Here is a 24,671-nt window from a genome sequence, read left to right as displayed (position 1 = left end):
AAAAAAAAGACGCAATTAAGCGTCTTCTTGTTTTAAATTACACCCTATTAGCTACATATACTTACTGAGGTACTTTTTAAATACAGGATCTGTTTTAGCTAGTTCTTTTTGCTCGGCTAAAATATCTTTTAAAATAGCGCCTGATGTAAGTGGGTTTGCAAGGACCACTCTAAATACAACAGTAGGTTGATTATCGTATTTAGATGGCGTTAGGCGTGTACGTGATACAAACGAGCGACCAGACTCCCGCTGACGCTTTTGCATACTCGCAGTAAAACGATTAAGTGATGCAAAAATGTCTAAACGTGTTGTTGCATCAGCATCTTTTATTGCCTGCTTAATCTGTTTAGGTACATAACGATACGTTAGTAAACACAGCTCAGGCTCTGAAATAAGTTCGAAATCTTCATCTGCTTTAATTAAACCAGCAAAATAATGTGCTTTTTTTATACTACGATCGATTAACATCTCGTAGCCTTTACGACCAATAACACGTAAGCAAGCATGTACTAACATCGCCATACCTGGGCGACTACCTTCAAGCGAGTGACTACCTAAGTCTTTTGAACCTTTACGTAATATATACTCAGCATGGTGCTCTATTGCATCAGTTGCAGCGGGGTCTTTAAATAAAACTAAACCAGCGCCCATGGGTACATACATTTGTTTATGTGCATCAATGGTAATTGAATCTGCTCGCTCAATTCCTTTTAGTAAAGGACGATGCGTGTTTGATAAAAGCGTCGCTCCTCCCCATGCAGCATCTACATGAAAATGGCAGTTAATATCTTGTGCCAAATCGGCCATTTCGTCCAGTGGGTCAATATTCCCGGTTTCGGTTGTACCCGCCACCCCAATAATGGCCATTACTTTAATGCCTTGCGCTTCAAGCTCACGTGCTTTTTCGCGCATCGCTATTACATCGACTTTATTATTTTCGCAAGTTTTAATACCAATTAGGTTATCGCGACCAATGCCGAGTAAATCAACCGATTTACCTAATGAATAATGTCCACGTTCTGATATTAATACAGCTAAACCTTTATAGCCATAATGCAGCATACCGGCAATTAAGCCTTGTGCGCCTATACCTCTAAAATCGCCATCCGGTTTTAATAAACGGTTTCGCGCAATCCAAAGCGCAGTAATATTAGCAACCGTACCACCAGAGCAAAATGCACCTAATGAGGTTTTAGCACTGTGCATCCATTTAGAATAAAATGAGTCTTCTTGCCCATAAGCTAGATGATGCATCATCCCAAGTACTTGACGTTCAAGAGGCGTAAACGCTTTAGATGTTTCTATTTTTACTAGATTTTGATTTAGCCCTACCATCAGTTTTGACAGCGGTAATAAAAAATGCGGCAAAGCAGAAGTCATGTGACCAATAAAGCTAGGCGCAGCTGTATGCACAGAATGCGCAACAAGTTGCTCCATAATGTCTTGGGCATAAGCAGATACAAACGTTGGATCTTCTGGGATCACTGCCGATTGAAAGTCTTTTTCTATTTCATGTAATGGTTTTTCAATTGCCGCAATATTTTCGTTTAAGAAACCTGCTAAATTACTCGAAATTTCAAGCTCGATTTTGCTTAAAGTTGAGTCTGGCGCTTCAGGTACAGTAAATATACGCTTAAGGCTTTCTTTAGAGGCGACGGCACAACGCTTTTGATCCATCTCAATACCTAGTGTGTGTGTAGCTAAAACACGTGTTTGTCTATGAAACACGCCAAACTAAGACGTTATTTTAAGTAACAGTGTTTTTAATTAATTGCGCTAACTTTACTGCAATATAACTAAAATGTCTCGCTTAAAGCCATAAAAGCAGACAAAGACATGACAAAAAAGTGATAATTTAATTAATATTTAAGCCTTGCCAATAAATAAGAATTAATTATTGGGCATTTATATATTTTGCGTATAATAAAAAAATAACAAAAAAGGGACGCACATGCTAAAAGGAAGAGTAAGGGTAAGTTGGTTAATGGCGGGTTTTAGCCTATTTTTAATCAGTTTACTTACCTACGTTTATTATACTTACCAAACAACACGCGCAGATATAATGCACTCTGTTGATACGCGCTTACTTAACGCAGCCACCAGTGTTAAGCATATACTCGGCGATACATACCTAAATAAAGTTAATCAGGGAAAAACGATTAGTTTTTCTGATTATCAAAAAAAGAGTAAGCAACTTTCTGACTTTGCCCAAGCACTCAACATTGCTTATGTATACGCGATGGTACTTCAAGATAACAAAGTCTACTTTAGTGCATCGAGTTATACAAAAGAAGACCAAAGCAATGGCAAAGTAACCCAGTTTTTAGATCTTTACCCTGAAGCCACTAAGGCGAACATTAGTGCTTTTTATTCGACAGAGCCTGTATTTGAAATATCAGCAGATCAATGGGGACATTTTAAAACTATTTTTATCCCTTATGTTGATAGCACTAATGGTAAAACCTACATAACAGGTGCTGATATCACCATTTATGATTTAAACCAAAAACTTAAAGAAAGTGTATCAAAGGCGGCCGCTATGGCGAGCTTCTTTTTCTTTATCGCTATACTTGTTGCAACTATTTATATTTACTTACTCAAACGATCTTTAGCAACAGACTCCAGTACGGGCTTTGCAAATCATATAGCGCTTGAATACTTCCTAAAGCAAAGTAATGCGCACCATATGCAACTAGCTGTTATTTGGATTAACGAAATTGAAGACATAAATAGCTTTTATGGCACTGAGGTGGGCGATAAAGTAATGAAAAACTTGCTCATGCATTTTAAAAGTCGCTGCTCTGCTCGTTGTCATATTTATCGCTTAGCGACCAATAAACTGGTATTACTTGCACCAAAAGAAATTCCGTACGATGAGTTTAACGACTTAATCGAAACCTACAACTTTAATACCCCACTATTAACCGACCCGTTTATTTATATTACGTTGTGTGCCGGTATAGCCAGCGGTAACAAATCTTTGTTATTAGAAAATGCCCATATTGCGGCACTGCAAGCCAAACAAGGTCGTCATACCGTTGTTAATTACTCAAAAGCACTTCACGATGTAAAAGTGCAATATCAATACAATGTAGAAATGGCTAAAGAGGTTCGCGAAGCATTTGATAACAATCGTATTGTCCCTTACTTTCAACCTATTATTGATATAAACACTAAACGCGTAGTGCAGTATGAATGTTTAGCGCGCATGGTTACAGCAAGTGGTGAAATACTCAAGCCAGAGGCTTTTTTAAATGTAGTTACCCGTTCAAGAATGGATGGCTTGTTGACCCGTACTATATTCTCACAATGTATTAGCCGCTTTAGAAAAACAGATATTTGCTGGAGCTTAAATATAACCGCGCAAGATATGCTTGATCCTAGTTTGAGCGAATTTATAGCCGACGAATTAAAACGTTATCCACACCCGAGTAACATCACCTTAGAATTATTAGAAACACAAGCTATAGCTAATTTTTCAGAGGTAAAAGCATTCATAGGAATGGTTAAAACAAAGGGTGTAAAAGTAATCATTGATGATTTTGGCAGTGGTTATTCAAATATTTCTAACGTACTAAAACTTGAAGTTGATGGTATTAAGTTAGATGGGGCCTTAATAAAACAAATTGTTAACGATAAAGATATCTATTTGTTTATTGAGCACATAGCAAGCTTTGCAAACCAACTTGGCTTACAACTCACAGCCGGTTCAGTAGAAAATGCAACCATAGTGACCGCACTGAAAAAAGCGAATGTGACGCTGATGCAAGGTATTTATTTTGCTCCCCCAGCGCCACATGTTAATTCTCAAAGTGATGAAGAACTAATGAGTTAAATTGGTCATTAAATTAATAATGAGTCGGTGGCTTTGCTGGCCACTGGCCCAGTATTTACGCTCAAAAGGCGTAATTGCATCGTCTGACTCATAAAGCGTTACATCGCAAGGGTTGCCTGTTAATTCAAGTGCCCTAGCAAACTCCTTAACGTAAATATCCCAATTGCTGCGCACTTCTAATTGGCCACCTAACTTAACAATAAATGGAAAAATAGCCGCGCCATGCCAGCGTCTACGAATATGCTTAGACTTAGGCCATGGATTTGGATACAACAAGTAATGGTGCGTAGGTTGCCAATTAGCAGCAACCGCTAAACGCCAAAAATCATTTAAATCAGCTTGAACTAAAATATATTGCCCGCTGTCTGTTTGCTTGTACTCAACATCGTGCTTATCTAATCTGTGTGATGACTTATCAATACCAATGACAAGTGCATCAGGATGGCGCTTAGCTAAGTTAGCTGAGCTTTCACCCACGCCACAGCACGAGTCTAAAATAAGCGGGCCATTAAAGGCCTGTACTTTAGCGTTTACTTCATCAAATGCGGCCTGAGTATGCGCTGCAATCGGTTTTTTAAACTCTGCCTCTAAGTGCTTATTTACTATTTCATCAAGCTTTTCGTGAATACCCGCTTGATTAGATACAATACTACGTGAATTTGCATCACTCATTAGTGTCTTAGCCCCACACCTTTTTTAATTAATGTAAGCGCTAATGTAAATAACGCTGTTATAAATACTAAAATAACCCCAAGCGCCACGTTTAAATCGACATCCGACACGCCTAAAAAGCCATAACGAAATGCGTTAACCATGTAAATTATAGGATTGATTTGTGATACATTTTGCCAAAATTCAGGCAATAACGATATAGAATAAAACACCCCTCCTAAGTAGGTTAATGGCGTTAGTATGAAGGTGGGGATAATGCTTATATCGTCAAAGCTATTTGCATAAATTGCATTAATTAAACCACCTAAAGCAAATACAGCCGAGGTTAAAATAACGGTCGCCATAATTACAAAAATATTATGAATTTGAATATCAACAAATAACAACGACACACAGGTAACTATAAAGCCCACCATAATACCGCGCGTCATACCACCGCCCATATAGCCAAGCACAATAATGTAGTTAGGCACAGGTGCAACTAAAAGCTCTTCAATGCTTTTTTGAAACTTTGTTGAATAAAAACTAGAGGCTACATTGGAATAGGAATTAGTAATAACCGACATCATTATAAGACCAGGTACAATAAACTCCATGTAGCTAAAGCCACCCATATCGCCAATCCGTGAACCAATCAAGTTACCAAAAATAACAAAATATAAGCTCATCGTAATTGCCGGTGGCACTAAGGTTTGCACCCAAATACGTAAAAAACGAATGCACTCTTTAATCCATAAACTCTTTAAGGCTACGCCATATTTAAACATTTATTCGCCCCGCCCTTGCTCTAATAATCCTACAAATAACTCTTCTAGTCTGTTTGCTTTATTTCGCATACTCAAAACAGTATTACCTTGAGTTGTTAATGCACTAAATACCGCATTTAACCCCTGAGATTTAGCGACTTCAACTTCAACAGTGTGATCGTCCGTCATGGTAAATTTATAGCCTTCAAGCGTGACAGGGTTTGCAGGCATTTTTAAATCTAAAATAAAGGTTTCTTTATCAAGCTTTGCAAGCAACGCTTTAATTGTGGTGTTTTCGACAATTCGGCCATTATCGATTATGGCGATGTTTTTACACAGTAACTCAGCTTCTTCAAGGTAATGTGTGGTTAAAATAATCGTTACGCCTTGCTCATTTATTTGGCGTAAAAAATCCCACATTGAACGGCGAAGTTCTATGTCTACACCTGCTGTTGGTTCATCAAGTATAAGCAGTTTTGGCTCGTGCATAAGTGCGCGGGCAATCATTAAACGGCGTTTCATACCGCCTGAAAGCGTACGCGCTTGTTTGTCTTTTTTCTCTAACAAACCAAGCTGCGCTAGGTATTTATCGGCGCGCTTGTGGGCTTCGCCGCGTGGTACTCCATAATAACCGGCTTGGTTAACCAGTATTTGGTTAAGCGTTTCAAACTGGCTAAAATTAAACTCTTGCGGCACGAGTCCTAAATGCGCTTTTGCAGCTTCTAAATCAGTATCAATATCACAACCGAATACCTCTACTTTGCCTTTTGTTTTATTAACAAGTGACGAAATAACACCAATAGTAGTTGATTTACCTGCTCCGTTTGGACCAAGTAAAGCGAAAAAATCGCCCTCTTCAACTTGTAAATCAACGCCCTTTACAGCTTCGACACCATTTTTATAAACCTTGGTTAGGCCTTCAATATTTAAAGCAATATTTTGCTTATTCATTATTTACCCTCACCATAACCCCAACGTTTTGTTAGGTTATGTTCAATGTTTAAATGATCTAAAATTCTCGCCACCATAAAATCAACTAAGTCTTCAATACTTTGTGGTTTATGATAAAAACCAGGCGCTGCTGGCATAATTGTCACCCCTAAACGAGATAACTTAAGCATGTTTTCTAAATGAATTTCGTTGAATGGTGTTTCGCGAGGCACTAAAATGAGCTGTCCGCGTTCTTTAATTACCACATCAGCGGCGCGTTCTAATAAATTATCTGACGCCCCCACTGCAATTGCAGAAACCGATCCGGCACTACACGGACATACCACCATTTTTTTAGGTGCAGCAGAGCCCGAAGCCACAGGGCTAAACCAGTTATCTTTACCGTATACTTTTAGCTGCTCAGGTTTGGCATTAAACAGCGTACTTAACTGCTCAGTGGCTTTATCTTCATTACCAGAGAGCTTGATGTTTGATTCTGTATCAAGCACCACTCGCGCAGCACTTGAGATAAGTACGTAAACTTGAAATTGCTGCTCAAGCAATACTTCAAGTAACCTAAGCCCATAAGGCGCACCTGATGCACCACTAAAAGCGAGCGTAATTTTATCTTTAAATTGCACGTTATTCTCCGCTGTATTTAGCAGCTAAACCATTAACAAGGTGTTGATGAAGGCCATTAAAACCGCCATTGCTCATAATTAAAATGTGTTGATTAGGCTCAATATTTTCAAGCACTGTATCAATAATTGTTTGTGTACTGTTAAAGCACTGCATACCCGCTTTATCTGCTTGTTCTTTTAGCGACCAATTTAGATTCTCTGGTTCAAAAAGTAGTACCTCGTCAGCATCACGCAGTGAATCTAATAATGTATGTTGGTGTACGCCCATTTTCATGGTGTTTGAGCGCGGCTCTAAAATAGCGATAATTTTTTCATAGCCTACTTTTGCGCGCAAGCCCGCAAGCGTTGTTTTAATTGCCGTTGGGTGATGCGCAAAGTCGTCATACACTTTAATATTATTTATATCAGCCTTAAGCTCCATACGCCTTTTAGGGCTAATAAATTCTCCTAACGCATCAATACTATGATCAATGGCTATACCCACATGGCGCGCAGCAGCTATAGCCATTATCGCATTTTTAACATTATGCTCGCCTATTGCTTGCCAGCGAACAACTCCCTGCTTTTCGCCATTAAGTAATACATTAAACTCACTACCATCGGCTTTTATTAGCTCATAATTCCAATCAACACCGAGCGTTTCGCTTTCGCTCCAAAGCCCTTGTGCTATTACGTCATTAAGCGCTACGTCTTGCTTTGGCCAAATTACCTTGCCGCTTTGGGGTAATGTACGCATTAAGTGATGAAATTGTTTTTTTATTGCGTTTAAATCTTCAAAAATATCAGCATGATCAAATTCAAGGTTATTTAAAATAAGCGTACGCGGGAGGTAATGCACAAACTTACTGCGCTTATCAAAAAAAGCTGTGTCGTATTCATCGGCTTCAATAACAAAAAATGGCGTTTCGCCCACTTTCGCTGATATACCAAAGTTTTGTACTATGCCGCCAATTAAAAACCCAGGCTTTAAGCCAGCGTATTCTAATACCCATGCCAACATACTCGCTGTGGTTGTTTTTCCATGGGTCCCTGCTACAGCAAGCACCCATGAGTTTTGCAATAAATTATGTTTAAGCCATTCAGGACCTGAAGTATAAGGCAGACCTTTATCAAGGACATATTCAACACACGGGTTACCACGGCTCATTGCATTACCAATAACCACCATATCAGGCTTTGGATCTAATTGAGATACGTCATAGCCTTGGGTTAATTCAATACCAAGATCTTCAAGTTGCGTACTCATTGGCGGGTAAACGTTTTGATCAGAGCCGGTTACTTTATGACCCAACGATTTAGCTATGGCTGCAATACCACCCATAAACGTGCCACAAATGCCCAAAATATGTATATGCATATACTTTCCTTAAATCGCGTGACCACTTTACAGTAATGTAAAGTTTAATGGCGCTATAATGCCAAAATTAGTGCTGAGTTACCATTGCGAGTAAGCATTTCACTCATGCCAAAAAACAACACTTTAATAACAAAAAAGCCTTCTTAAGTTAGAAGGCTTTTTTGTTCGTCGGTGGTTAACTACATTGTCAAAAATACAATCAAGCCAACACCTAGTAATAAGCGGTATATTACAAACGGCAGCATACCCATTCGCTCTATCACTTTCAAAAACATAAATATACATGCATAAGCTGATAGGAACGATAACCCCACACCTAGTAATAACGTGTTCCAATCTACAACATGATCGCCTAGCGCAAGCTCTACTGTGTAATATAGCCCCATCATAGAAATAATAGGAATTGCCAGTAAAAACGAAAAACGCGCTGCGCTTTGCTTATTCATTCCAAGCATTAAACCAGCAGTCATGGTAATACCTGAGCGAGAAGTTCCCGGGATCATTGCAACAGCTTGTGCAAAACCGATGAGAAGCGCTGTTTTCCAATTAAGTTGGTAAATAGTTTTAATTTGCTTACCTTTTGCATCGGCGTACCAAAGGAGTAAACCAAATACAATGGTCGTTGTGGCAATAACCCATGCACTGCGTAAATACAATTCAACTAAGTCTTTTAGCAGTAAGCCTAAAATAGCCGCTGGAACAGTGCCTAAAATAATCCACCAGCCTAACTTACTATCATCTGTAGTACCTTGTGCGCCAAATGATTTAAACCACCCAGTAAGTATATCGGCCACCTCTTTACGAAAATAAATAACGACCGCAATTAAAGTCCCAACGTGAACAGCGACATCAAATGCAAGTCCCTGATCTTCCCAGCCTAAAACTTGCGATGGTAAAATTAAATGCGCTGAACTCGATATAGGTAGAAACTCAGTAAACCCCTGAATGAGGGCTAAAATAATTATTTCAATAATACTCATGGGTTAGAAAACTCCACCTTCCATAATTTTTGTTGAGGGTTATTATACGCACTCCATAACTGGGCAACTGTTTGTTTAGCTACAGGGTGATAAAAATCAGGAGCAACCTCGCTCAGAGGCTGTAATACAAATGCATTTTTAGTTATTTCGTCACGAGGCAGTTGTGCAGGGCTTTGGCAAATTACATCGTCGTAAAACAGTAAATCTAAATCCAGTGTCCGAGGGCTAAACTTTTTGTCACTGGCAGTACGGCCATTATCACGTTCTATTTGCTTAAGTAGAGCGCATACATCAGCCAATGCCATGCTTGTTGTCGCTGCAACCACTGAGTTATAAAAATTATTACCAGCAAACCCCACCGCTTCACTCTCAAAAACAGACGAGTGAATAATTTTTTTAAAGTGGCTCTCAAGTGCGATTAATGCAGACTGCATGTGATGTACTTTATTTATATTTGACCCAAGGCTGATATAAATCTGCGCCATTTAGTTACTTACCTTAGCGCGTGTAATTTCAACACCTACAGTTTGCGCTTGCGCCACTGCTGCGGGTTTACTTACTTTAATTGTTACTTGTGGAGTATTAAATTCAGTCAAAATAATTTGCGCTAATTGTTCTACTAATGTTTCGAGTAATTCAACTGGTTTAGCAGTGCAGTGCTCAATAACTCGCTCACTTACTTTTGAGTAATCAAGTGCTAAATTAATATCGTCATTCGCAGCTGCGGGTTTAATATCACTCAGCATTTCAATATCAAAATAAAGGCTCTGTTTACTTTCTTTTTCAAAGTCGTACACTCCAATAATAGTGTCGACGTGCAATTGAGATATAAATACCTTGTCCATTGATACTCCAAATAACCAAAACGACTGAACTTGTTATATAAAGCATCAAAAAAATTAATGCTGTATATGCTTTAATCAGTGTTTAAATATGTAAAAAATCCTTCTACAATAGCAAAATAGCTAGGTTAGCTAGTAATGAAAGAAGCATAATAATTTTTACGATAAATTTTGCCGCCAATAATAGCCCAAAAGCAATACCAATTGCATTAAATGTGGTTGGTATAACAATAAAAAAGTAAGGAAGCGTGTGTTAGCCATTTTGATATTTGTTTTAGCTTATTTACTCGGGTCAATTTCATCGGCCATATTGGTGTCACGACTATTCTCCCTTCCAGATCCTCGAAGCCATGGTTCTAACAACCCTGGCGCAACTAATGTTTATAGATTGGGAGGTGCATTACCTGCTTGCTTAGTGTTAATTTTTGATATTTTAAAAGGGACGATTCCGGTCTGGGGCGCTTATTTTTTAAAGTTTGAGCCATTTGAGTTAGGTTTGATTGCAGTTGCTGCGTGTTTAGGACATATGTATCCACTGTTTTTTAGTTTCAGAGGCGGTAAAGCAGTCGCTACAGCATTTGGGTCATTGTTACCTATTGGTTTATCGCTGGCGGGTTTACTTATTTTTACGTGGTTAGTTATTATTGCAGTTACACGTTATTCATCACTTGCAGCATTGGTTACGGTCTCTTTAGCACCTTTGTATACTTGGCTAATAAAACCACTTTATACGTTACCAGTCGCTTTTATTACGATCTTAATTATTTTTCGTCATCGCACTAATATTATTAGATTATTTAGTGGCGATGAACCAAAAGTGGGCACTAAAAAAGCACCCACAGATGAAAATAAAAACATTTAATATATCGAGTATCAAATAGCTTCCAAACTATCTATTGGCCAACGCGGTTTTGTTTTCATATCAAGCGTGGCAAATTGCCCTGCTTTTAAACGCTGCATACCTGCATAAGCAATCATTGCTCCATTGTCGGTACAAAACTCAGTGCGAGGATAAAAAACCTCGCCTTTCATGCCCTTCATAACGCGCTCAAGCTGTAAACGAAGCTGTGTATTTGCACTTACTCCGCCTGCAATGACTAAACGTTTAATACCGGTTTGTTTAAGTGCTCGCTTACATTTAATAACAAGCGTATCAATAACTGCAGTTTGAAATGCATGCGCTATATCGGCTTTAGTTTGTTCGTCATCATCATTTTCACGAATAGTGATTGATGCAGCTGTTTTTAAACCACTAAAACTAAAATCAAGGCCTGGCTTATCGGTCATCGGACGAGGAAATACAAAGCGTTTAGCAACACCTTGTTCAGCCATTTTAGCTAAGCGCGGACCACCGGGGTAATCAAGACCAAGCAACTTAGCCGTTTTATCAAAAGCCTCACCTGCAGCATCATCAACCGACTCACCTAGTACTTCGTATTGTCCAATACCTGCTACTTTAACCATCATGGTATGACCGCCAGATACTAATAAAGCAATAAACGGAAACTCAGGGATATTTTCCTCAAGCATAGGGGCAAGTAAATGCCCTTCCATGTGATGAACCGCTACCGCAGGAATATCCCACCCGTATGCTAGAGAGCGGCCAATGGAGGTACCTACAAGTAGTGCGCCAACCAAGCCAGGTCCTGCAGTATAAGCAACACCATCTAAATCTTCAGGGCCACAACCAGCTTGCGCAAAAGCAGCATCTATAAGCGGTAGCGTTTTACGAACATGATCGCGTGATGCAAGCTCCGGCACTACACCGCCATAATCAGCGTGTACTTTTACTTGGCTATATAATTGATGAGCTAACAAGCCTTTTTCATCATCGTATATTGCTATACCCGTTTCATCACACGACGATTCAATGCCTAAAATTCGCACAGTATTTCTCCAGCCTTTTTAAATTATTACTAAACTATTTTTATAACGAAAGACCAATATTTGTTTGGCCATCTTCAAGGGCAAACTTTTTAAGTGCCTTTACGCTATCGGAGGTAATACGCCCCATATTCTCTACAAAATCAATTAGCTCACCCAATACTTCAATCTCGTATTGCATTAATGGATGCTCTCTAACGGCGGTATTATCTGCGATTTCACCTTCAACTGTCATTTGGTATTCAATAAAACGCGCAACGGTCGCTTGCGATATTTTGCTTACACTAATGAACTCTTGCTCGTCTTGCGCCATTAAACCGTGCATTAAGCTAAGTAACGACGTTGCTGCATCAATAGCTGGATACGTACCAAACATATCAAAATCAGCAAGTTCAGGAACATTTGGCTCTATTTTTTCAACTTGTTTCTCGAGATCTATTTTACTTTTAGGTAGTAATATTTTTTCCCAACAAACATTAAGCGAATTTCGTAATAAGGTTTCGTCACCAAACCCTGTTGCTTCGCTAAATAAACCGTAATTTGGCAGCATTCGCTCAATTAAAGCACTCGCTAAAACGGCTTTTTGTAAATAGTTTAGCTCTCTAATACGCTGAAAATTATTTGCTTTAGTCATTCTTTAATGTCTCACATGACCAACAAAAATCAAATGTTGATCCATTATGCTCATTACAGTTAGGGCATACCCAATCTGGAGCGGATTGTTTTACTTGTTGATAGTTTACCAATATTTGTCGCGCATGGCGCTCTTTTATCGCATAAACCTGCACGCTAGCTTGGGTTTGATCAAATGGGATTTCTCCCATTGCGCCTTGCAACATCTCTCCTTTAATTTGGCATTCAATACCACTTGTTTGTATTAAACCTTTAAGAATATTAGCTTCAAGGGTATTTTCGGCATTATAAATTGTTACCCATTGAAAAGAGCCTACTGTTTCGTTTGTATTATTAGTATTTTGCAATTTCCACCTCGTTTATTTTATGTATACAATATCTTGCGTTACGCTGTACAAATTAAAGCTAGTAATACCACTTAAGGATACATTATGACACTCACCACTCCAGGTTTACTTTTTCCTGCAATATCATTGTTATTACTTGCCTACACAAACCGATTTTTAGTATTAGCACAATTAATTCGGGAACTAAATGCACGAGAAGGAGAGTCAATTCGTCCCGTTGTCGTCGCGCAAATAACAAACTTGAGAAAGCGTATTAAGCTAATTAGAACTATGCAAGTATATGGTGTGGCATCATTTTTATTATGCACTTTATCCATGTTTGCACTATTTATTGAATTTAATACAGCGGGCATTATTTTATTTGGTGTTAGCTTAACTTGCTTAAGTTTATCGTTATTAACCTCTTTATTTGAAATCCACATATCATGTGATGCTATTGAAATAGAACTCCAAAGCATAGAAAACAAACCATTAAGCAACCGTGTTAATCGTAACTTTGTTAAATAAAAAGCTGATATGTGTCAATGTTCATTCAACTATTCGTAAATTGTGCTTAATCAATACCCTATTATGTGGCATACTTTTTTCTTAATTTAGAATGTTCGTCTTTACTAGAATATATAAAAAATTGATTACAAAGTCTTTTTTATGATTTACTTATCCCTAAAAAGGATACTAGGTAAGTAATAAATCATGAGTTTTAAGGCTAAAGGATAATACTTTTTAACAATTTACCTCTTTGATAAATATTAAAAGGGGGATATCCTGACCAAAATTTGTCATAAATTTGCAAACGCATTTAGATATTAAATTTTACTATTTTGTTTAGCTAAAAATTAATATAATTGATGTTCGCGGCATCCGCGACTTACTTATAAAAAGGGACTATAAAGTGAGATTTGAACAATTAGAACAATTTGTAGCACTCGGCATACTACGCCATTTCAGACAAGCAGCAGAACAAACCCAAATCAGCACCTCCGCACTTACGCGAAGTATTCAAACACTTGAGGATGAAATGGGATACGAACTAGTTAAACGTTCAACTCGTTCTGTAAAGCTAACTCAGCAAGGTGAGCTATTCCTTGATTACGCAAAAAACACTTTATCTGAGCTAGAGCTTACTAAAAAGCTTATTTTTCAATCCGTAAGTGGAAAAACAGGTGAGAGATTAATTATTGGTTACACCAATAAAGCAAGTAATGTTGTACCTATTTCTTGCGGGCAATTTTTAGCACAGTACCCACATGTAAAAATAGAAATGCAACTGCAAGAAGAACACGAACTGAGCCGAAAGCTTCAACTAGGTGAAATTGATATTAGCGTATATTCACAAGCGATTAATAGTATTGGCAGTGATATACATTTACCAGATCAACTCATTTTATTCGTATCTAAAAATCACCCATTAGCTCAAAAAAATGACATTAGTAAGCACGACCTTGATAGCTACCCGATGTATGGTTGCTTTTCGCAATCAAAACAAGTTCAAACAATGCTAAATGAAGCAATTGACTCTTTAAATAAGTCATCAAGCATTAAAGTGGGTAGTATTGAACAGGTCATAGCTGGTTTAGAAAAGTCAGACCACTTTGCTATTGCTAGCATAGAGCATACGAATGCTGTAGCTGAGCACTCTGAGTTAATTCAGCTAAAAACAAATAAGAGTTTAAGCCACGAACAGTTAGTCGTACAAACAAACAAACAGACAGCTGTTAATGAACATATAGATCAACTGTTATCTCTCATTAAAAAAGCCGCAACGACAATCAACTAACCTCGTTTTGTCTTGAGATAAGTGCGACACAAAGTGATAGCTTTTAACTTCTTTTGAGCTACACTGTCGCACCTTCAAAAAATGACCCACTTGAATGATTAACTTTTCAGCCGACGATACTTATTTAAATGATATCGAAGAGCTTGGCTACACTGTTATACCTAATGCTATAAATGAAGAGCTTATTATTGATTTAATGGCTGACTGTTATCGTATAAATCCTCAATTTAGCCTCGCTGGTATTGGCCGTTTAAATAATTTGCAAATTGACGATACTATCCGCAAAGATAAGACCTTTTGGTTTGATGGTACCTCACAAGCGCAATTAACTTATCAAGCGACTATGGAAAGTATTCGTACAACGCTTAACCGTACTTTTTTCATGGGCTTATTTGACTATGAATGTCACTATGCAAAATATACTGAAGGTGATTTTTATAAAAAACACGTTGATGCTTTTAAAGGCCGCTCAAACAGAGTTTTTACCAGTGTGCTTTACCTAAATACTCCTGCACAAGGTGGTGAACTCGTTGTCTACAAAACCAAAAGCAAAGAAATTGAAATAATAATAAAACCTCAAGCCGGTACATTGGTTTTATTTGAAAGTGAGCGTTTTGTACATGAGGTATTGCCAGCCATAGATAATCGTTATTCAATTGCTGGGTGGTTTAGAAAAAACGCATCTATCAGCGGCATTATTGATCCGCCTCGCTAAAGATGACTCAAACTAAATAGCCATTGGATACGAAAACAATAAACCTATAAAAATAGCTAATCCAACATAGTGATTATTTAAAAATGCTTTAAAACATGCCCCGCGCTCACGTTTGTGGATAAGTGTTTGCTGATAAAACAACAAACCAGCAGCGACACTTAATCCAACTCCAAATGCAGTTGATAGTTCATTAATAAAACCTATAAAAGCCACTATAACTACAAAGGTCATATTAAGGAAAAAAATGATGTGACGATCGTATTCACCAAACAAAATAGCCGTCGATTTAACGCCTATTTTTAAATCATCATCTCTGTCTACCATTGCATACATTGTGTCGTAGGCTACCGTCCAGCAAATATTAGCAATAAATAATAACCAAGCCTGTAAAGGAAGTGCATTTATCGAAGCCATATAAGCCATCGGTATTGCCCAGCCAAATGCTGCCCCGAGTACAACTTGAGGTAACTGTGTGTAGCGCTTCATAAACGGATAACAAAAGGCTAATGCCAACGCCCCAAAAGAAAGTAAAATAGTATTAAAACTGAGTATCAACACTAAAATAAATGCTATGACTATTAATAGTAAAAACAAACTAAGTGCTTCACCACTGCTAACCAGCCCCGAAGCCAATGGACGCTGGGCGGTCCGCTTTACTGAGCCATCTATCTCTCTATCAGCAAAATCATTGATTACGCAACCTGCACTTCGCATAACGATAACGCCAAGCGTAAATACAACAAAGTTGACTAAGCTAGGCATTCCATCATTAGCAAGCCATAAAGCCCAATAGGTTGGCCAAAGTAACAATAGTGTACCAATTGGTTTATCTACACGCATAAGTTGTATGTAGTAAGGGAGATGCTGTGACTTTAAGGTTGCTAGCTTCATGAGTAAAGGTACGCTCCAGGTAAAAACACTTCACAGACCAAAAAATTGTAATCTTTAAGCGAAAATACGCTACGTCGGCCTAACAACTTTTGTATTGGTAAGTTTAGTTGTAATGCTAATTGCTGTATCGGGTGCTCTGTATCAAAACGAGCGACTTCTATCTCTTTGCGCACGAGCTCTCGATTTTGAAAAATAACATCGCCTAATGGGCGATCCCCCATATTATGCAGAGGGTTTTTTGGTTGATTTGATAATTGATTATCTGGCAGCCAGCTTTGTGCATATACCATGGGAATATTATCGCACAATAAAAGTACTTCTCGGTTTAATGCCGTTGAGGCTTCGCAGCCAAGCAATGCTTTTTGCTCAAGTGTTAAATCAAAAATTTTTTCACTGAGCACTTTTACGCTAAATACTTGCGCCCTGCTTTTTAATTTAACTGTTAAGGAATGTGGCTCAAAAAGCCACTCACGTTCAGAGGATGATAAATCACTTACTTGTGATGTGCATTGCCAATTGACTAATAACGAAATAGGGAAAGTAATCACGATAACTCTATTAAATAAAATCCAACGCGATAATAACATTCCCAAAGCATTTGAAAAAGTGATCATTCATTATCGTAAATAACGAGGGCGTGTTGACCTTTCAAGATGGAAAATGGTTCAACTTAGGGACGATTTAATCGCAGCGCGAGATAATAAGCGAAACAATTAGTTCAAAATATCTTTTTTAGTCCATAAGTTAAACCGCCTCCATATGGCACTCCATGCACCAAAGTAAGAAGTCAGATCTCGCCATGGAATATCTGTGCACAGATTATAATGCTTTCAAGCGTTTTTCTATGATCAAGCTGATTATAAATTCGACCACTTAAGCACATTACTTTTGATAAGATATTCCATGACACCTATAAACATTAATCTTGGTATGAGGATTCGGTGTATCGTTTTTTAGCGAGTTCAATTATGCCTTTCCTTCATGCTATTTATTTTTCATACCTCAAAGTTCAGCGCACTCTAGTATAAATAGCTCGACTCAATAGGGTGTATTAACCGAATTTACTGCCAACTCACTCTTAAATCTAGTGCTTCCCCTATACTCGAGGAACAAGGACCAAAAACGGCATAGTCACCAATAATTCTCATAAATTTAGCCTGACTGCTCTTTGGCAGTGTTGATAAATCGAGTATAGTATTAAGGCCATAAGGTTGCCCCTCTTCGACAAATTCATCTACGACAAGCTCATTAACCTCATCGCCATAAATTCCATTATCGTTGAGGTCAATCCAGACTTTCCATGAGGTAGAACGCTCTGTTACTTCAGTATCTCCTTGAATATTAATGATAGTATTGCTGGGATCTATTAGCTCTATAGGCATTTGGGTATAGTCCCATGCTGTTGAACTATAATTAATGTTGTTACCACCAACTAAAACATGAGTGATGTGCTTATCGACGCTAGCTGAGTTTATTGAACAATACTCATCTGTTACTTGAATAAGCCGCTCAAAGGTATCCTGATCATCGGATTGATCAGTTACTGTCAACTTAACTGAGTAGCTTCCAGATTCTGCGAAGATATGCTCGGGGCTTGCTTCTGTTGAAGTTTGGCCGTCTCCAAAATCCCATAACCATTGAACTACTTGACTCGTTGAGCGGCTATCATCGGTAAACTGAGTGCGTAATTTAATTTTCTCTGCATTAAAATAGCTAAGCACGCCTTGGTCAAAAAGTTTTATTTTTACCACCTTAAAAGCTTCAACAACATCTTCTTCAGATAAGCCAGCTACTCCTGCTTGCTGTTTAATACATTCAGCAGCTTCAGTTAGTGTGGTCAACGCACTCCAACAGACCTTCGCTGAATTTAAATACACTTTATAGGTAGGCTCTATTCCCCATTGATTTGATAGTAAATAAAATGGGTAGGTGATCATACCAATGCGTAAATAGAAATTATCACCAGCCTCTTCATAATCAAGAAAGCTATCAATTGCACCATTTTCAGTTTTTATCTGATCGAGATGACGAATAAAGCCGCCATTCTCTTGGCCGTGAATCCAATTATCTGAATGTCCCGTAAACTCGTATTTTGCCATTACACCTGAGATATCGCCAAAGGCTTCATGCAAGGTACGAGCATCAGTACTAATTTCATGATCGAATCGATTTAAATCAGATATTCTATTTAAAACTCCATGGCCTACTTCGTGCGCAATGATGTCAAGTGAAGCCATTGAGTAAAATAATGGATACGCATCACCAAAGTTGGCATATGCGCCATCCCAAAAGGCGCTTTGTTCATATTGTTGACCATAGTGGACACGGATTCTAATTTTGTCCTCCAGTGGCGGCTCCCCTAGGTATTTAACAAAGCTATTGTAAACTAGTGTGCCGTAAAACATGGCGTCATTTAGCGTTGAATACGTCCAAACCCCAGTCTCATCAGAAATCATATCTTCGGAATGTGTTGGCTGCGTACCACATAAAAAGGAATAAGGAGGGAAGGCATTCTCATTAATATCGTTAGGGAGTTCGTTACGATTATAACTCTCCCCAACTTCATCCTTAGTATTATTCATATGCGTAATACTAACTAAACCATTATCAAAAATACATAATCCACCTTGATCTTCTGTGCGTTGAATTGAAATTTTCTTGCGACCAACGCCATAATCCCAAGTGTGAACTTTATTTCCACCAGGCCCCGATAATTCAACATTACCGATGAAATCATGAAAGGGAATAAGGGTACCTTTCGTGGCCTGTCCAATGGTGTTTACCGGCAAAAGAAGTAACGCATTGGTATTTTCAGGTATACTTGTATCCTCTGGAATATTAAGATCGTAAACCGATTTTTTCATAGTTTTTAACCAAGCATCACCCTGTTTATTTCCTTGCTCATCTACCCAATAAGCCCATACAGACTCAACTCTAGCGGGGTCACTATCAATAACTTCAGGCGCGACAATAGTTACGCTGCCAGATAGTTTGCCAATAGAACTATCTTGATCACGAAAAAACGCATGTAATATTTGATTTGTTGGTACTTCAGTAACAGAGTTTAGCGGTTCTTCAATTGGCGGTAGTTTTATCTCAGGAGAGCCAGAGCTGCCGCCGCCACACGAAACGAGGAATAAAGTAATAAATATAGAGGTGAATTGTTTAAATCGAATAAGATTTAATTGGATGAGATTTGTCGGCAATAAAAGTGATTTAAAAAAAGTCATTGGCTATCCTTAGTCGATGGGCATATAAAAAGACATTATAAATCAATGAAATATAAGTTAACTTTAGCTTTTTATCATTAAGTTTACACTCTAGAACAAATACGCTATTTTTTCAATTTATTAGGCTAAATTATAGACTGTAGTGTGTAAGTAACTTGAGGTTTCGATTAGCCTGTTTTTCATCCAAATTCAGGTTAAATAACCCCATTAGTTAAAGAACAATCTAACTAATGTGGCTAGACAACGGGTTAAGACCGTGCAGTATCGCAGATATTCTTCCAAATATTTGTTCAACTAGTCAACGTTCGCTATCGCAGACTCAATACGGCTTTCGCAAAGAGTTGTTCCGGGCAAAATTGCACAATACTCGCCAGCTTGCTCAAGTCCGATACGTTGAGTATTACGTGCAGTAATACGCGCTGCTAGTTGCTCGATTTCAAGCGGCTCTTCAGATACCGCTTTAAACGCACTCAACCTCTCTATCTCGTCATAAACTAAATCTTGATAGCTTCTGAGCCTTGCGGACAGCGCAATATAGCGCTCAGATATTGCAGCTTGACCAGCATAGGCTAAGTCATAATGGCCAGAATCCTCGTAACTTTCGACTTCATACTTTAAAATATTTAAATGTTCGTCTTTAAGATCATCAACATAGTCACCACCATCAAATAAATAGCTAAACAAATTATCGGCATACGTTATACAAGGAGTTAGATTATCGGTTTTACAATGCATAGTGCCATTTTTACTTAGCCCTGCTAGTTCTGGCGTCATACCACCATCGGTGTTCACCTGAATAGTATATACAGCATCTTTGGTAGCTTCTTGAAATACTTTAGTTTTAGTAAAAGTCTTACTAAAAAAAAGAAACTTCACTTTGATTTTAGTCTGAAACCATTCGTATTTAGCGCGATCTTTAAAATGGAGTTTGGCTGTTACATAGATACGCGAGCCGAGTTTGATATTGTGGATAAAGCTGTCACCACAGCGGCTTCTTACTTGATTTGGATCTGTATTTAGTAGCCCTTGAATAGCCATTTTAGTCGTTCTATTTTCAAAGTTATAACTTCCTTTTTCATAGGTTAATTCTACTGCCGAGGCGGCAGAATTTCTATTTTTTGTTACTTTCCTGCGCATGGAAAATTTGGCTGAACCTCCAAAAATAACCAAGTTGATACCAGCCTTTACGCTGCCTGTGATGGTATTGATCATGGTATCTGAGTCAAAGTCGCCACGATAAGCCAAATCGCCCATACTACCGCCTTGAAATTGCCACTGACCATCGAGGCATGGTTCAAGCGGTATGCCTAATTTCTGCTCAAACCCGTGTCCAAGCTGTTCTTGTTCGGTATTTAAAGAGTAATAGGTATGTCCATTTGCGTAAAAGCTTAACAGGCCACAGAGCACTATTAATATGGTTATTAAGTGCATACATAAATTCCTGTAAATGGTTTGCAGAGGCAAAGGGCGAGGAAGCAATAACTCAATATTCGATTGTTTATTACTTACCACGTCCCAATTTTACTAATTGAATCTTAGCATTTTTTATTACTCGCTAATTTTCAAAAGCAGCTCCATAGGTTGGAAGGGCTGATTTACATGGTAGCCATGCCATCACACCCGCAGCGGGGTCATTAGCATCAACAAATGATGGTGCCCAACCTAATTGTCTAAACCCAAGCGATACATGGTTTTCTTCAATACCAAAGTTCGCGGTTGCCTCTCGAGCATTTTCGCATTTGAAATATTGGCTCATGTTATCCGCTGGTATATTCAGATCAGCAAGCGTGTAGCTTTGTATGCAGCCGACACCGCTACCACCACAGGTGTTGAGGTAATCATTCCATGCATCTGAACATGCTGCCCCATAAGGGTTATCGCGACAAACCCGGGCATATTGCTCATAAATCCAAGCGTTATTGTAAGCGGCTTCCTGCACGCTTTCTGCTTTTTGACGTTGTACATCAGTCATCCAGCTAGCGTATTGTGCAAGCACACCACGAGCACGGTGCTCATGATTAACCGACTTTTTGAATTGATCTTCAAGCCATAAAGTACGGTAGGTAGTTTCAAAGCGAATATCTTTATTACCGGAGTCTAAGCGACGTAAATCCTGTGAACTGATCTCGTAAGGAGTCGCTTTGTAACGCACAACATTATAATCAGAGAGTGCATTAAACTGATTGCCAAAGTCGTTCTTCGCATAGTTCACCGCTTGCTCAAATAAGGTAAAGCAAGGCTCATAGTTATCAAGTGAACAAGTGATAATATTGTTAGGAATTATACTTAGCAGCTGCTTAGGATCCCCCCTTTTTGCAATGCTCTGACGGTGATACGCACACTTTTCTTAAGATCTTCGTCAATATAATTAAGCTTACCATCGACGCTAATACCAATATTTCCTGCGCCATAGCTAACGCCTAAATAACCGCCAATTTCACTTTTGTGCTGCTCACTTAAGTACTCAATTTTCATGTTAATAAGTAACTGAGCACCGTATTCAATCTCACTAATAAAGGCATCACCAGCCATGCTCATTAGTTTACTTTGATACTCATTTGCTAGCGTATTACCTGAAGGTGTCAATGTATAACCAATATTGGCATCTGTTGGCATAAGAACACGTTTTTTGGGTGTCAACGATGCTTGGAAGGTATAAGTATTCGAAAACTCAGTAGAGGACATTTCCTTGGCTAAATGACCACCCGCTTTAATACGAATAACAGGAAAGCCAACATCTACATCAACATTACCATTTAGCTGACGAAGAACTGCGTCGTAGCTGCCATTATTTATTAATTCAAATTGCACACGAGTATTACCAAGGGTTTCAATGGTTTCACCTGCGACAGTTTGAACATTCAAAAAGCGTTTTTGATCGCTGTTATAGGCTGTACCCAACACAATGTGATCGTTCACCAATCCAGGTATTTCACTTTGGAAGGTATTCACATTGAGTGCTTTTTGCATTAGCTGTGCTTCATTCACAAAATTTGAATCTGCGAATGCGAAAGGTGTAGTGCAGGCAATAAGTGCCGCGATAGTCTGTTTGTATAAGTTCATGTTGCCACCTATTACTTCACGTAAAGGAGGTAATCTTCTACCTCTCCGGAGTCTACTTCTTTACATGCATCATTGCTGCCACCCAAGTAATCCATGGTAACGCGCATTTTCGTCATGCCCTTTTTTGCACCTGTTGGTGGGGTAATTTCGACCTGAGTTGCTTGCTCAGAAACACCAGCAAACAAGGTTTCTTTTGTATCATTGAAATCACCGTCTTGGTTCCAATCAATAAACACATGCCAAGTTTCAGGGTATGCTTCTGCACTACTAAATCCCGGGGTTAATGTTAACTGGTAGCTTTTATCTGCATATATTTTCGCGGTATCGCCAACATAGTTACTGTAAAAGGTGCTGCTGCTGGTGTTATCAATATTGGAAAATTTCACCGATTGGATGAATTCGTAGGTTCGCTCACGAGACTTTGTCGTACAGTAGTTTGGCATTGTAGGGGTGACCATAACAGCACTGATCCGATAGTCAGACGGGATCTGAAAACAAGAGGTAGTTGGTAATTTACCCGCAAACCAGTTCTTAGGATTCGCATTATCTTCGTCACCAAAGGTGAGGTATTTAGCATCTCCCCTAAGGGTATTATTTTCGTATAGCATCACTTTTTTAAGATCCGCTATTTTCTCATCGTTTGGAATGGGGGTTGTGGGGTCGAAAATATTATCAGAGACCTCAACCAATAATCCTGAATAGCACTTTTCCAACCATTGAAAGCGACCTAACGCTTGCTGTGGTGTGAGTACATCTCGAGATTCAAATAAAGTCGTATTCGCTTGTACTGATGGCACTATTATGGCAGCAAACGAGGTAATTAATGTGCTGGTTAGCATGACTTTTAACATAGTCTTATTCCTTATAATTCTAGCCATTTACGGTCATATTGATGAACGCGGCCACGAGTCTGTAGCTCTCTATCACGGCAATAATTGCCTATTGGATTACGCTTACAAAAATCAACGGCGTCCGCCAAAATAAAAGAGTTAAAGAGTGAATTATCGCGAATGGTTTCTAATGCAGTTCGATGTGAGTTATTCAACTCACTGGCGTAGTAATTGAGTACGTTATCCGCACGACGATTATCGAGAATTGCCTGCACCCAATCATCACTCATGTTTTTGAGCGCCAATTTAGTCAAGATGCTTTTAGCTGGGTACACATCATCAGGTACTAAAGGAGATAGACTTGGCCCTGAATCGGTGTAACTTTGTGTCAATACTCTACCGACGTTATATTTATCCAAGGTATCAAACTGAGCAACGTAGTTGGTTTTGATGTAATCGATGCTGTTTTTAAAAACATCAAAGCATGGTGTCGGGTTTTCCATCGTACAGTTGACGAGTTGATTTGGGATCACCTTCAAAAGCTCTATCGGGTCGCCACCAAACTGTAATGCTGAAACCGTAATTTTGATATTACGTTTCACGTCTTCGTCTACTTTTTGCAATTTACCACTGACATTGACTTTACCAGCCCAATCTACACCAAGCTGTCCCCCCATTTTACTTTGTCTTCGTCATTTTTATATTGGAACTTGAGGTTGATCATCACTTGAGATCCATATTCAATCGCTGACACGAACTCATTACCAATATTATTGAATTTGTCTCCTGGATTAGCATTGGCCAAATCAAGCGCGGCTTGTGTAGGTTTAAACCCTGTTTGAGGATCTGCAACTAACAGCCGTTTTTTTGGCTTTAAGGAGAGAAATAGTGTGTAAGTACCGGTGTAGTTATCTGCAGTATTTTGTTTTGCGTAGCTTGCGCCAACCCCCACTTTTATTACGGGGACATCAAGGGCCGCTCCTAAGTTACCATCAAGCATACTCGATAGTTGGCTATAACTCATGTCAACACCGACAACAAAATCCATTTCAGTATTACCATAGGTTTCATCTACTTGACCAAGTACACTTTGCAGTGCATAAAAACCTTCTTTTTCACTGTGGTAAGCGGTACCTAGCGTGACTGAATCTAAGTCAGAGTTACTTGCTTGAGTAGCAAAGTTAAAATTGCCTATTTGCTCAGCTGCGGTTGAAAAACTACAGGCAAAAAAAACCGCTACCCCCATGGCACGTGCCAATGGAGAATATGTAAATTTCATATTTAATTCCTTACAGAGA

27 protein-coding genes are annotated in these 24,671 nt (G+C 38.7%); 5 read left to right on the top strand and 22 right to left on the bottom strand.

Annotated features, from left to right (window positions below):
• Positions 1–51: 51 nt before the first annotated feature.
• Positions 52–1,677 (bottom strand): pyridoxal-dependent aspartate 1-decarboxylase PanP, encoded by a 1,626-nt coding sequence (panP, locus tag AOR04_RS03885; protein WP_096792596.1) that lies wholly within the window; start codon positions 1,675–1,677, stop codon positions 52–54.
• Positions 1,678–1,951: 274 nt separating this feature from the next.
• Between panP and AOR04_RS03880 the strand changes: the two genes are divergently transcribed.
• Positions 1,952–3,835, top strand: a complete 1,884-nt coding sequence (locus tag AOR04_RS03880; RefSeq protein WP_096792595.1) for a bifunctional diguanylate cyclase/phosphodiesterase — start codon at positions 1,952–1,954, stop codon at positions 3,833–3,835.
• On the opposite strand, the gene trmB is transcribed toward AOR04_RS03880, so the two are convergent.
• The 8 genes from trmB to folB all read right to left on the bottom strand — a co-directional run bounded on the left by trmB (position 3,824) and on the right by folB (position 10,006).
• On the bottom strand, positions 3,824–4,507 hold the full coding sequence (gene trmB / locus AOR04_RS03875; RefSeq protein WP_096792594.1) for a tRNA (guanine(46)-N(7))-methyltransferase TrmB: 684 nt from the start codon (positions 4,505–4,507) through the stop codon (positions 3,824–3,826). The genes AOR04_RS03880 and trmB overlap by 12 nt on opposite strands.
• The gene (locus tag AOR04_RS03870) at positions 4,507–5,274 is read right to left on the bottom strand and encodes an ABC transporter permease (RefSeq protein ID WP_096792593.1); all 768 of its coding nucleotides are present in this window, start codon (positions 5,272–5,274) and stop codon (positions 4,507–4,509) included. Before AOR04_RS03870 ends, trmB begins: the two co-directional genes overlap by 1 nt.
• Positions 5,275–6,204: an ABC transporter ATP-binding protein gene (locus AOR04_RS03865; protein WP_096792592.1), complete on the bottom strand. Its 930-nt coding sequence runs from the start codon at positions 6,202–6,204 to the stop codon at positions 5,275–5,277.
• Complete coding sequence (locus AOR04_RS03860) at positions 6,204–6,824, bottom strand: flavin prenyltransferase UbiX (protein WP_033030926.1); 621 nt, start codon at positions 6,822–6,824, stop codon at positions 6,204–6,206. The genes AOR04_RS03865 and AOR04_RS03860 overlap by 1 nt, the downstream gene beginning before the upstream one ends.
• Position 6,825: 1 nt before the next feature.
• Positions 6,826–8,181, bottom strand: coding sequence for a UDP-N-acetylmuramate:L-alanyl-gamma-D-glutamyl-meso-diaminopimelate ligase (gene mpl, locus AOR04_RS03855; RefSeq protein WP_096792591.1), 1,356 nt, complete (start codon positions 8,179–8,181; stop codon positions 6,826–6,828).
• A gap of 179 nt (positions 8,182–8,360) precedes the next feature.
• Positions 8,361–9,161 (bottom strand): undecaprenyl-diphosphate phosphatase, encoded by an 801-nt coding sequence (locus AOR04_RS03850; protein ID WP_007377856.1) that lies wholly within the window; start codon positions 9,159–9,161, stop codon positions 8,361–8,363.
• The gene (folK, locus tag AOR04_RS03845; protein WP_096792590.1) at positions 9,158–9,646 is read right to left on the bottom strand and encodes a 2-amino-4-hydroxy-6-hydroxymethyldihydropteridine diphosphokinase; all 489 of its coding nucleotides are present in this window, start codon (positions 9,644–9,646) and stop codon (positions 9,158–9,160) included. Before folK ends, AOR04_RS03850 begins: the two co-directional genes overlap by 4 nt.
• Positions 9,647–10,006, bottom strand: coding sequence for a dihydroneopterin aldolase (folB, locus tag AOR04_RS03840; protein ID WP_033030921.1), 360 nt, complete (start codon positions 10,004–10,006; stop codon positions 9,647–9,649). It abuts the gene before it with no gap.
• 247 nt (positions 10,007–10,253) lie between these two features.
• On the opposite strand from folB, the gene plsY reads away from it, so the two are divergent.
• The gene (plsY, locus tag AOR04_RS03835) at positions 10,254–10,865 is read left to right on the top strand and encodes a glycerol-3-phosphate 1-O-acyltransferase PlsY (RefSeq protein WP_033030919.1); all 612 of its coding nucleotides are present in this window, start codon (positions 10,254–10,256) and stop codon (positions 10,863–10,865) included.
• An 11-nt stretch (positions 10,866–10,876) separates the two neighbouring features.
• Here the strand turns inward: plsY and tsaD are convergent, their stop codons facing one another.
• Genes tsaD through AOR04_RS03820 form a run of 3 tightly spaced genes read right to left on the bottom strand, consistent with a single transcriptional unit; the run spans position 10,877 to position 12,867 of the window.
• Entirely contained in the window at positions 10,877–11,890 is a 1,014-nt protein-coding gene (gene tsaD / locus AOR04_RS03830; protein WP_096792589.1) for a tRNA (adenosine(37)-N6)-threonylcarbamoyltransferase complex transferase subunit TsaD, read from the bottom strand.
• 40 nt (positions 11,891–11,930) lie between these two features.
• Complete coding sequence (locus AOR04_RS03825) at positions 11,931–12,521, bottom strand: YjaG family protein (RefSeq protein WP_008134889.1); 591 nt, start codon at positions 12,519–12,521, stop codon at positions 11,931–11,933.
• On the bottom strand, positions 12,514–12,867 hold the full coding sequence (locus AOR04_RS03820; protein WP_008134890.1) for a putative signal transducing protein: 354 nt from the start codon (positions 12,865–12,867) through the stop codon (positions 12,514–12,516). Before AOR04_RS03820 ends, AOR04_RS03825 begins: the two co-directional genes overlap by 8 nt.
• Positions 12,868–12,951: 84 nt before the next feature.
• Here AOR04_RS03820 and AOR04_RS03815 point away from each other — a divergent pair, with 84 nt between their 5' ends.
• From AOR04_RS03815 to AOR04_RS03805, 3 genes are all read left to right on the top strand, one after another.
• Positions 12,952–13,374: a DUF2721 domain-containing protein gene (locus AOR04_RS03815; protein WP_007377863.1), complete on the top strand. Its 423-nt coding sequence runs from the start codon at positions 12,952–12,954 to the stop codon at positions 13,372–13,374.
• A 385-nt stretch (positions 13,375–13,759) separates the two neighbouring features.
• Complete coding sequence (locus AOR04_RS03810) at positions 13,760–14,644, top strand: LysR family transcriptional regulator (RefSeq protein WP_096792588.1); 885 nt, start codon at positions 13,760–13,762, stop codon at positions 14,642–14,644.
• A gap of 94 nt (positions 14,645–14,738) precedes the next feature.
• Positions 14,739–15,359, top strand: coding sequence for a 2OG-Fe(II) oxygenase (locus AOR04_RS03805; RefSeq protein WP_007377865.1), 621 nt, complete (start codon positions 14,739–14,741; stop codon positions 15,357–15,359).
• 12 nt (positions 15,360–15,371) lie between these two features.
• Here AOR04_RS03805 and ubiA read toward each other — a convergent pair whose 3' ends face one another.
• The 10 genes from ubiA to AOR04_RS21780 form a co-directional block, all read right to left on the bottom strand.
• A complete protein-coding gene (ubiA, locus tag AOR04_RS03800) occupies positions 15,372–16,250 on the bottom strand; it encodes a 4-hydroxybenzoate octaprenyltransferase (protein ID WP_007377866.1) in 879 nt (292 codons plus the stop codon).
• Positions 16,247–16,798 carry a chorismate--pyruvate lyase family protein gene (locus tag AOR04_RS03795; protein WP_096792587.1) on the bottom strand — a complete coding sequence of 184 codons (552 nt, stop codon included), beginning with the start codon at positions 16,796–16,798 and terminating at the stop codon, positions 16,247–16,249. Before AOR04_RS03795 ends, ubiA begins: the two co-directional genes overlap by 4 nt.
• 165 nt (positions 16,799–16,963) lie before the next feature.
• Positions 16,964–17,068, bottom strand: coding sequence for a transposase (locus AOR04_RS22110; RefSeq protein ID WP_096794080.1), 105 nt, complete (start codon positions 17,066–17,068; stop codon positions 16,964–16,966).
• A gap of 243 nt (positions 17,069–17,311) precedes the next feature.
• Positions 17,312–19,480, bottom strand: a complete 2,169-nt coding sequence (locus tag AOR04_RS03785; RefSeq protein WP_096792586.1) for a PKD domain-containing protein — start codon at positions 19,478–19,480, stop codon at positions 17,312–17,314.
• A gap of 294 nt (positions 19,481–19,774) precedes the next feature.
• Positions 19,775–20,911 carry a hypothetical protein gene (locus AOR04_RS03780; protein WP_033030909.1) on the bottom strand — a complete coding sequence of 379 codons (1,137 nt, stop codon included), beginning with the start codon at positions 20,909–20,911 and terminating at the stop codon, positions 19,775–19,777.
• Between the two features lie 124 nt (positions 20,912–21,035).
• Complete coding sequence (locus tag AOR04_RS21795) at positions 21,036–21,692, bottom strand: hypothetical protein (protein ID WP_232525507.1); 657 nt, start codon at positions 21,690–21,692, stop codon at positions 21,036–21,038.
• A gap of 74 nt (positions 21,693–21,766) precedes the next feature.
• Complete coding sequence (locus AOR04_RS21790) at positions 21,767–22,543, bottom strand: hypothetical protein (RefSeq protein ID WP_232525506.1); 777 nt, start codon at positions 22,541–22,543, stop codon at positions 21,767–21,769.
• A gap of 11 nt (positions 22,544–22,554) precedes the next feature.
• On the bottom strand, positions 22,555–23,394 hold the full coding sequence (locus AOR04_RS03770; RefSeq protein ID WP_096792585.1) for a GEVED domain-containing protein: 840 nt from the start codon (positions 23,392–23,394) through the stop codon (positions 22,555–22,557).
• Positions 23,395–23,405: 11 nt separating this feature from the next.
• The gene (locus tag AOR04_RS21785) at positions 23,406–24,050 is read right to left on the bottom strand and encodes a hypothetical protein (protein WP_232525505.1); all 645 of its coding nucleotides are present in this window, start codon (positions 24,048–24,050) and stop codon (positions 23,406–23,408) included.
• Entirely contained in the window at positions 24,029–24,652 is a 624-nt protein-coding gene (locus tag AOR04_RS21780) for a hypothetical protein (protein ID WP_232525504.1), read from the bottom strand. The genes AOR04_RS21785 and AOR04_RS21780 overlap by 22 nt, the downstream gene beginning before the upstream one ends.
• Positions 24,653–24,671 lie beyond the last annotated feature (19 nt).

The organism is Pseudoalteromonas sp. 1_2015MBL_MicDiv (genome assembly GCF_002407505.1).
Taxonomy (GTDB): Bacteria; Pseudomonadota; Gammaproteobacteria; order Enterobacterales; family Alteromonadaceae; genus Pseudoalteromonas; species Pseudoalteromonas fuliginea.
Note: the sequence above shows the minus strand (reverse complement) of the source record. Positions and strands in the feature narration are given on the sequence as shown.

Bases quoted from the DNA above. Each gene is read 5' to 3' on its own strand.
- panP (WP_096792596.1), bottom strand. From the start codon at position 1,677: ATGGATCAAAAGCGTTGTGCCGTCGCCTCTAAAGAAAGCCTTAAGCGT.
- AOR04_RS03880 (WP_096792595.1), top strand. From the start codon at position 1,952: ATGCTAAAAGGAAGAGTAAGGGTAAGTTGGTTAATGGCGGGTTTTAGC.
- trmB (WP_096792594.1), bottom strand. From the start codon at position 4,507: ATGAGTGATGCAAATTCACGTAGTATTGTATCTAATCAAGCGGGTATT.
- AOR04_RS03870 (WP_096792593.1), bottom strand. From the start codon at position 5,274: ATGTTTAAATATGGCGTAGCCTTAAAGAGTTTATGGATTAAAGAGTGC.
- AOR04_RS03865 (WP_096792592.1), bottom strand. From the start codon at position 6,204: ATGAATAAGCAAAATATTGCTTTAAATATTGAAGGCCTAACCAAGGTT.
- mpl (WP_096792591.1), bottom strand. From the start codon at position 8,181: ATGCATATACATATTTTGGGCATTTGTGGCACGTTTATGGGTGGTATT.
- AOR04_RS03850 (WP_007377856.1), bottom strand. From the start codon at position 9,161: ATGAGTATTATTGAAATAATTATTTTAGCCCTCATTCAGGGGTTTACT.
- folK (WP_096792590.1), bottom strand. From the start codon at position 9,646: ATGGCGCAGATTTATATCAGCCTTGGGTCAAATATAAATAAAGTACAT.
- folB (WP_033030921.1), bottom strand. From the start codon at position 10,006: ATGGACAAGGTATTTATATCTCAATTGCACGTCGACACTATTATTGGA.
- AOR04_RS03825 (WP_008134889.1), bottom strand. From the start codon at position 12,521: ATGACTAAAGCAAATAATTTTCAGCGTATTAGAGAGCTAAACTATTTA.
- AOR04_RS03815 (WP_007377863.1), top strand. From the start codon at position 12,952: ATGACACTCACCACTCCAGGTTTACTTTTTCCTGCAATATCATTGTTA.
- AOR04_RS03805 (WP_007377865.1), top strand. From the start codon at position 14,739: ATGATTAACTTTTCAGCCGACGATACTTATTTAAATGATATCGAAGAG.
- ubiA (WP_007377866.1), bottom strand. From the start codon at position 16,250: ATGAAGCTAGCAACCTTAAAGTCACAGCATCTCCCTTACTACATACAA.
- AOR04_RS03785 (WP_096792586.1), bottom strand. From the start codon at position 19,480: ATGACTTTTTTTAAATCACTTTTATTGCCGACAAATCTCATCCAATTA.
- AOR04_RS03780 (WP_033030909.1), bottom strand. From the start codon at position 20,911: ATGCACTTAATAACCATATTAATAGTGCTCTGTGGCCTGTTAAGCTTT.
- AOR04_RS21790 (WP_232525506.1), bottom strand. From the start codon at position 22,543: ATGAACTTATACAAACAGACTATCGCGGCACTTATTGCCTGCACTACA.
- AOR04_RS03770 (WP_096792585.1), bottom strand. From the start codon at position 23,394: ATGTTAAAAGTCATGCTAACCAGCACATTAATTACCTCGTTTGCTGCC.
- AOR04_RS21785 (WP_232525505.1), bottom strand. From the start codon at position 24,050: ATGGGGGGACAGCTTGGTGTAGATTGGGCTGGTAAAGTCAATGTCAGT.
- AOR04_RS21780 (WP_232525504.1), bottom strand. From the start codon at position 24,652: ATGAAATTTACATATTCTCCATTGGCACGTGCCATGGGGGTAGCGGTT.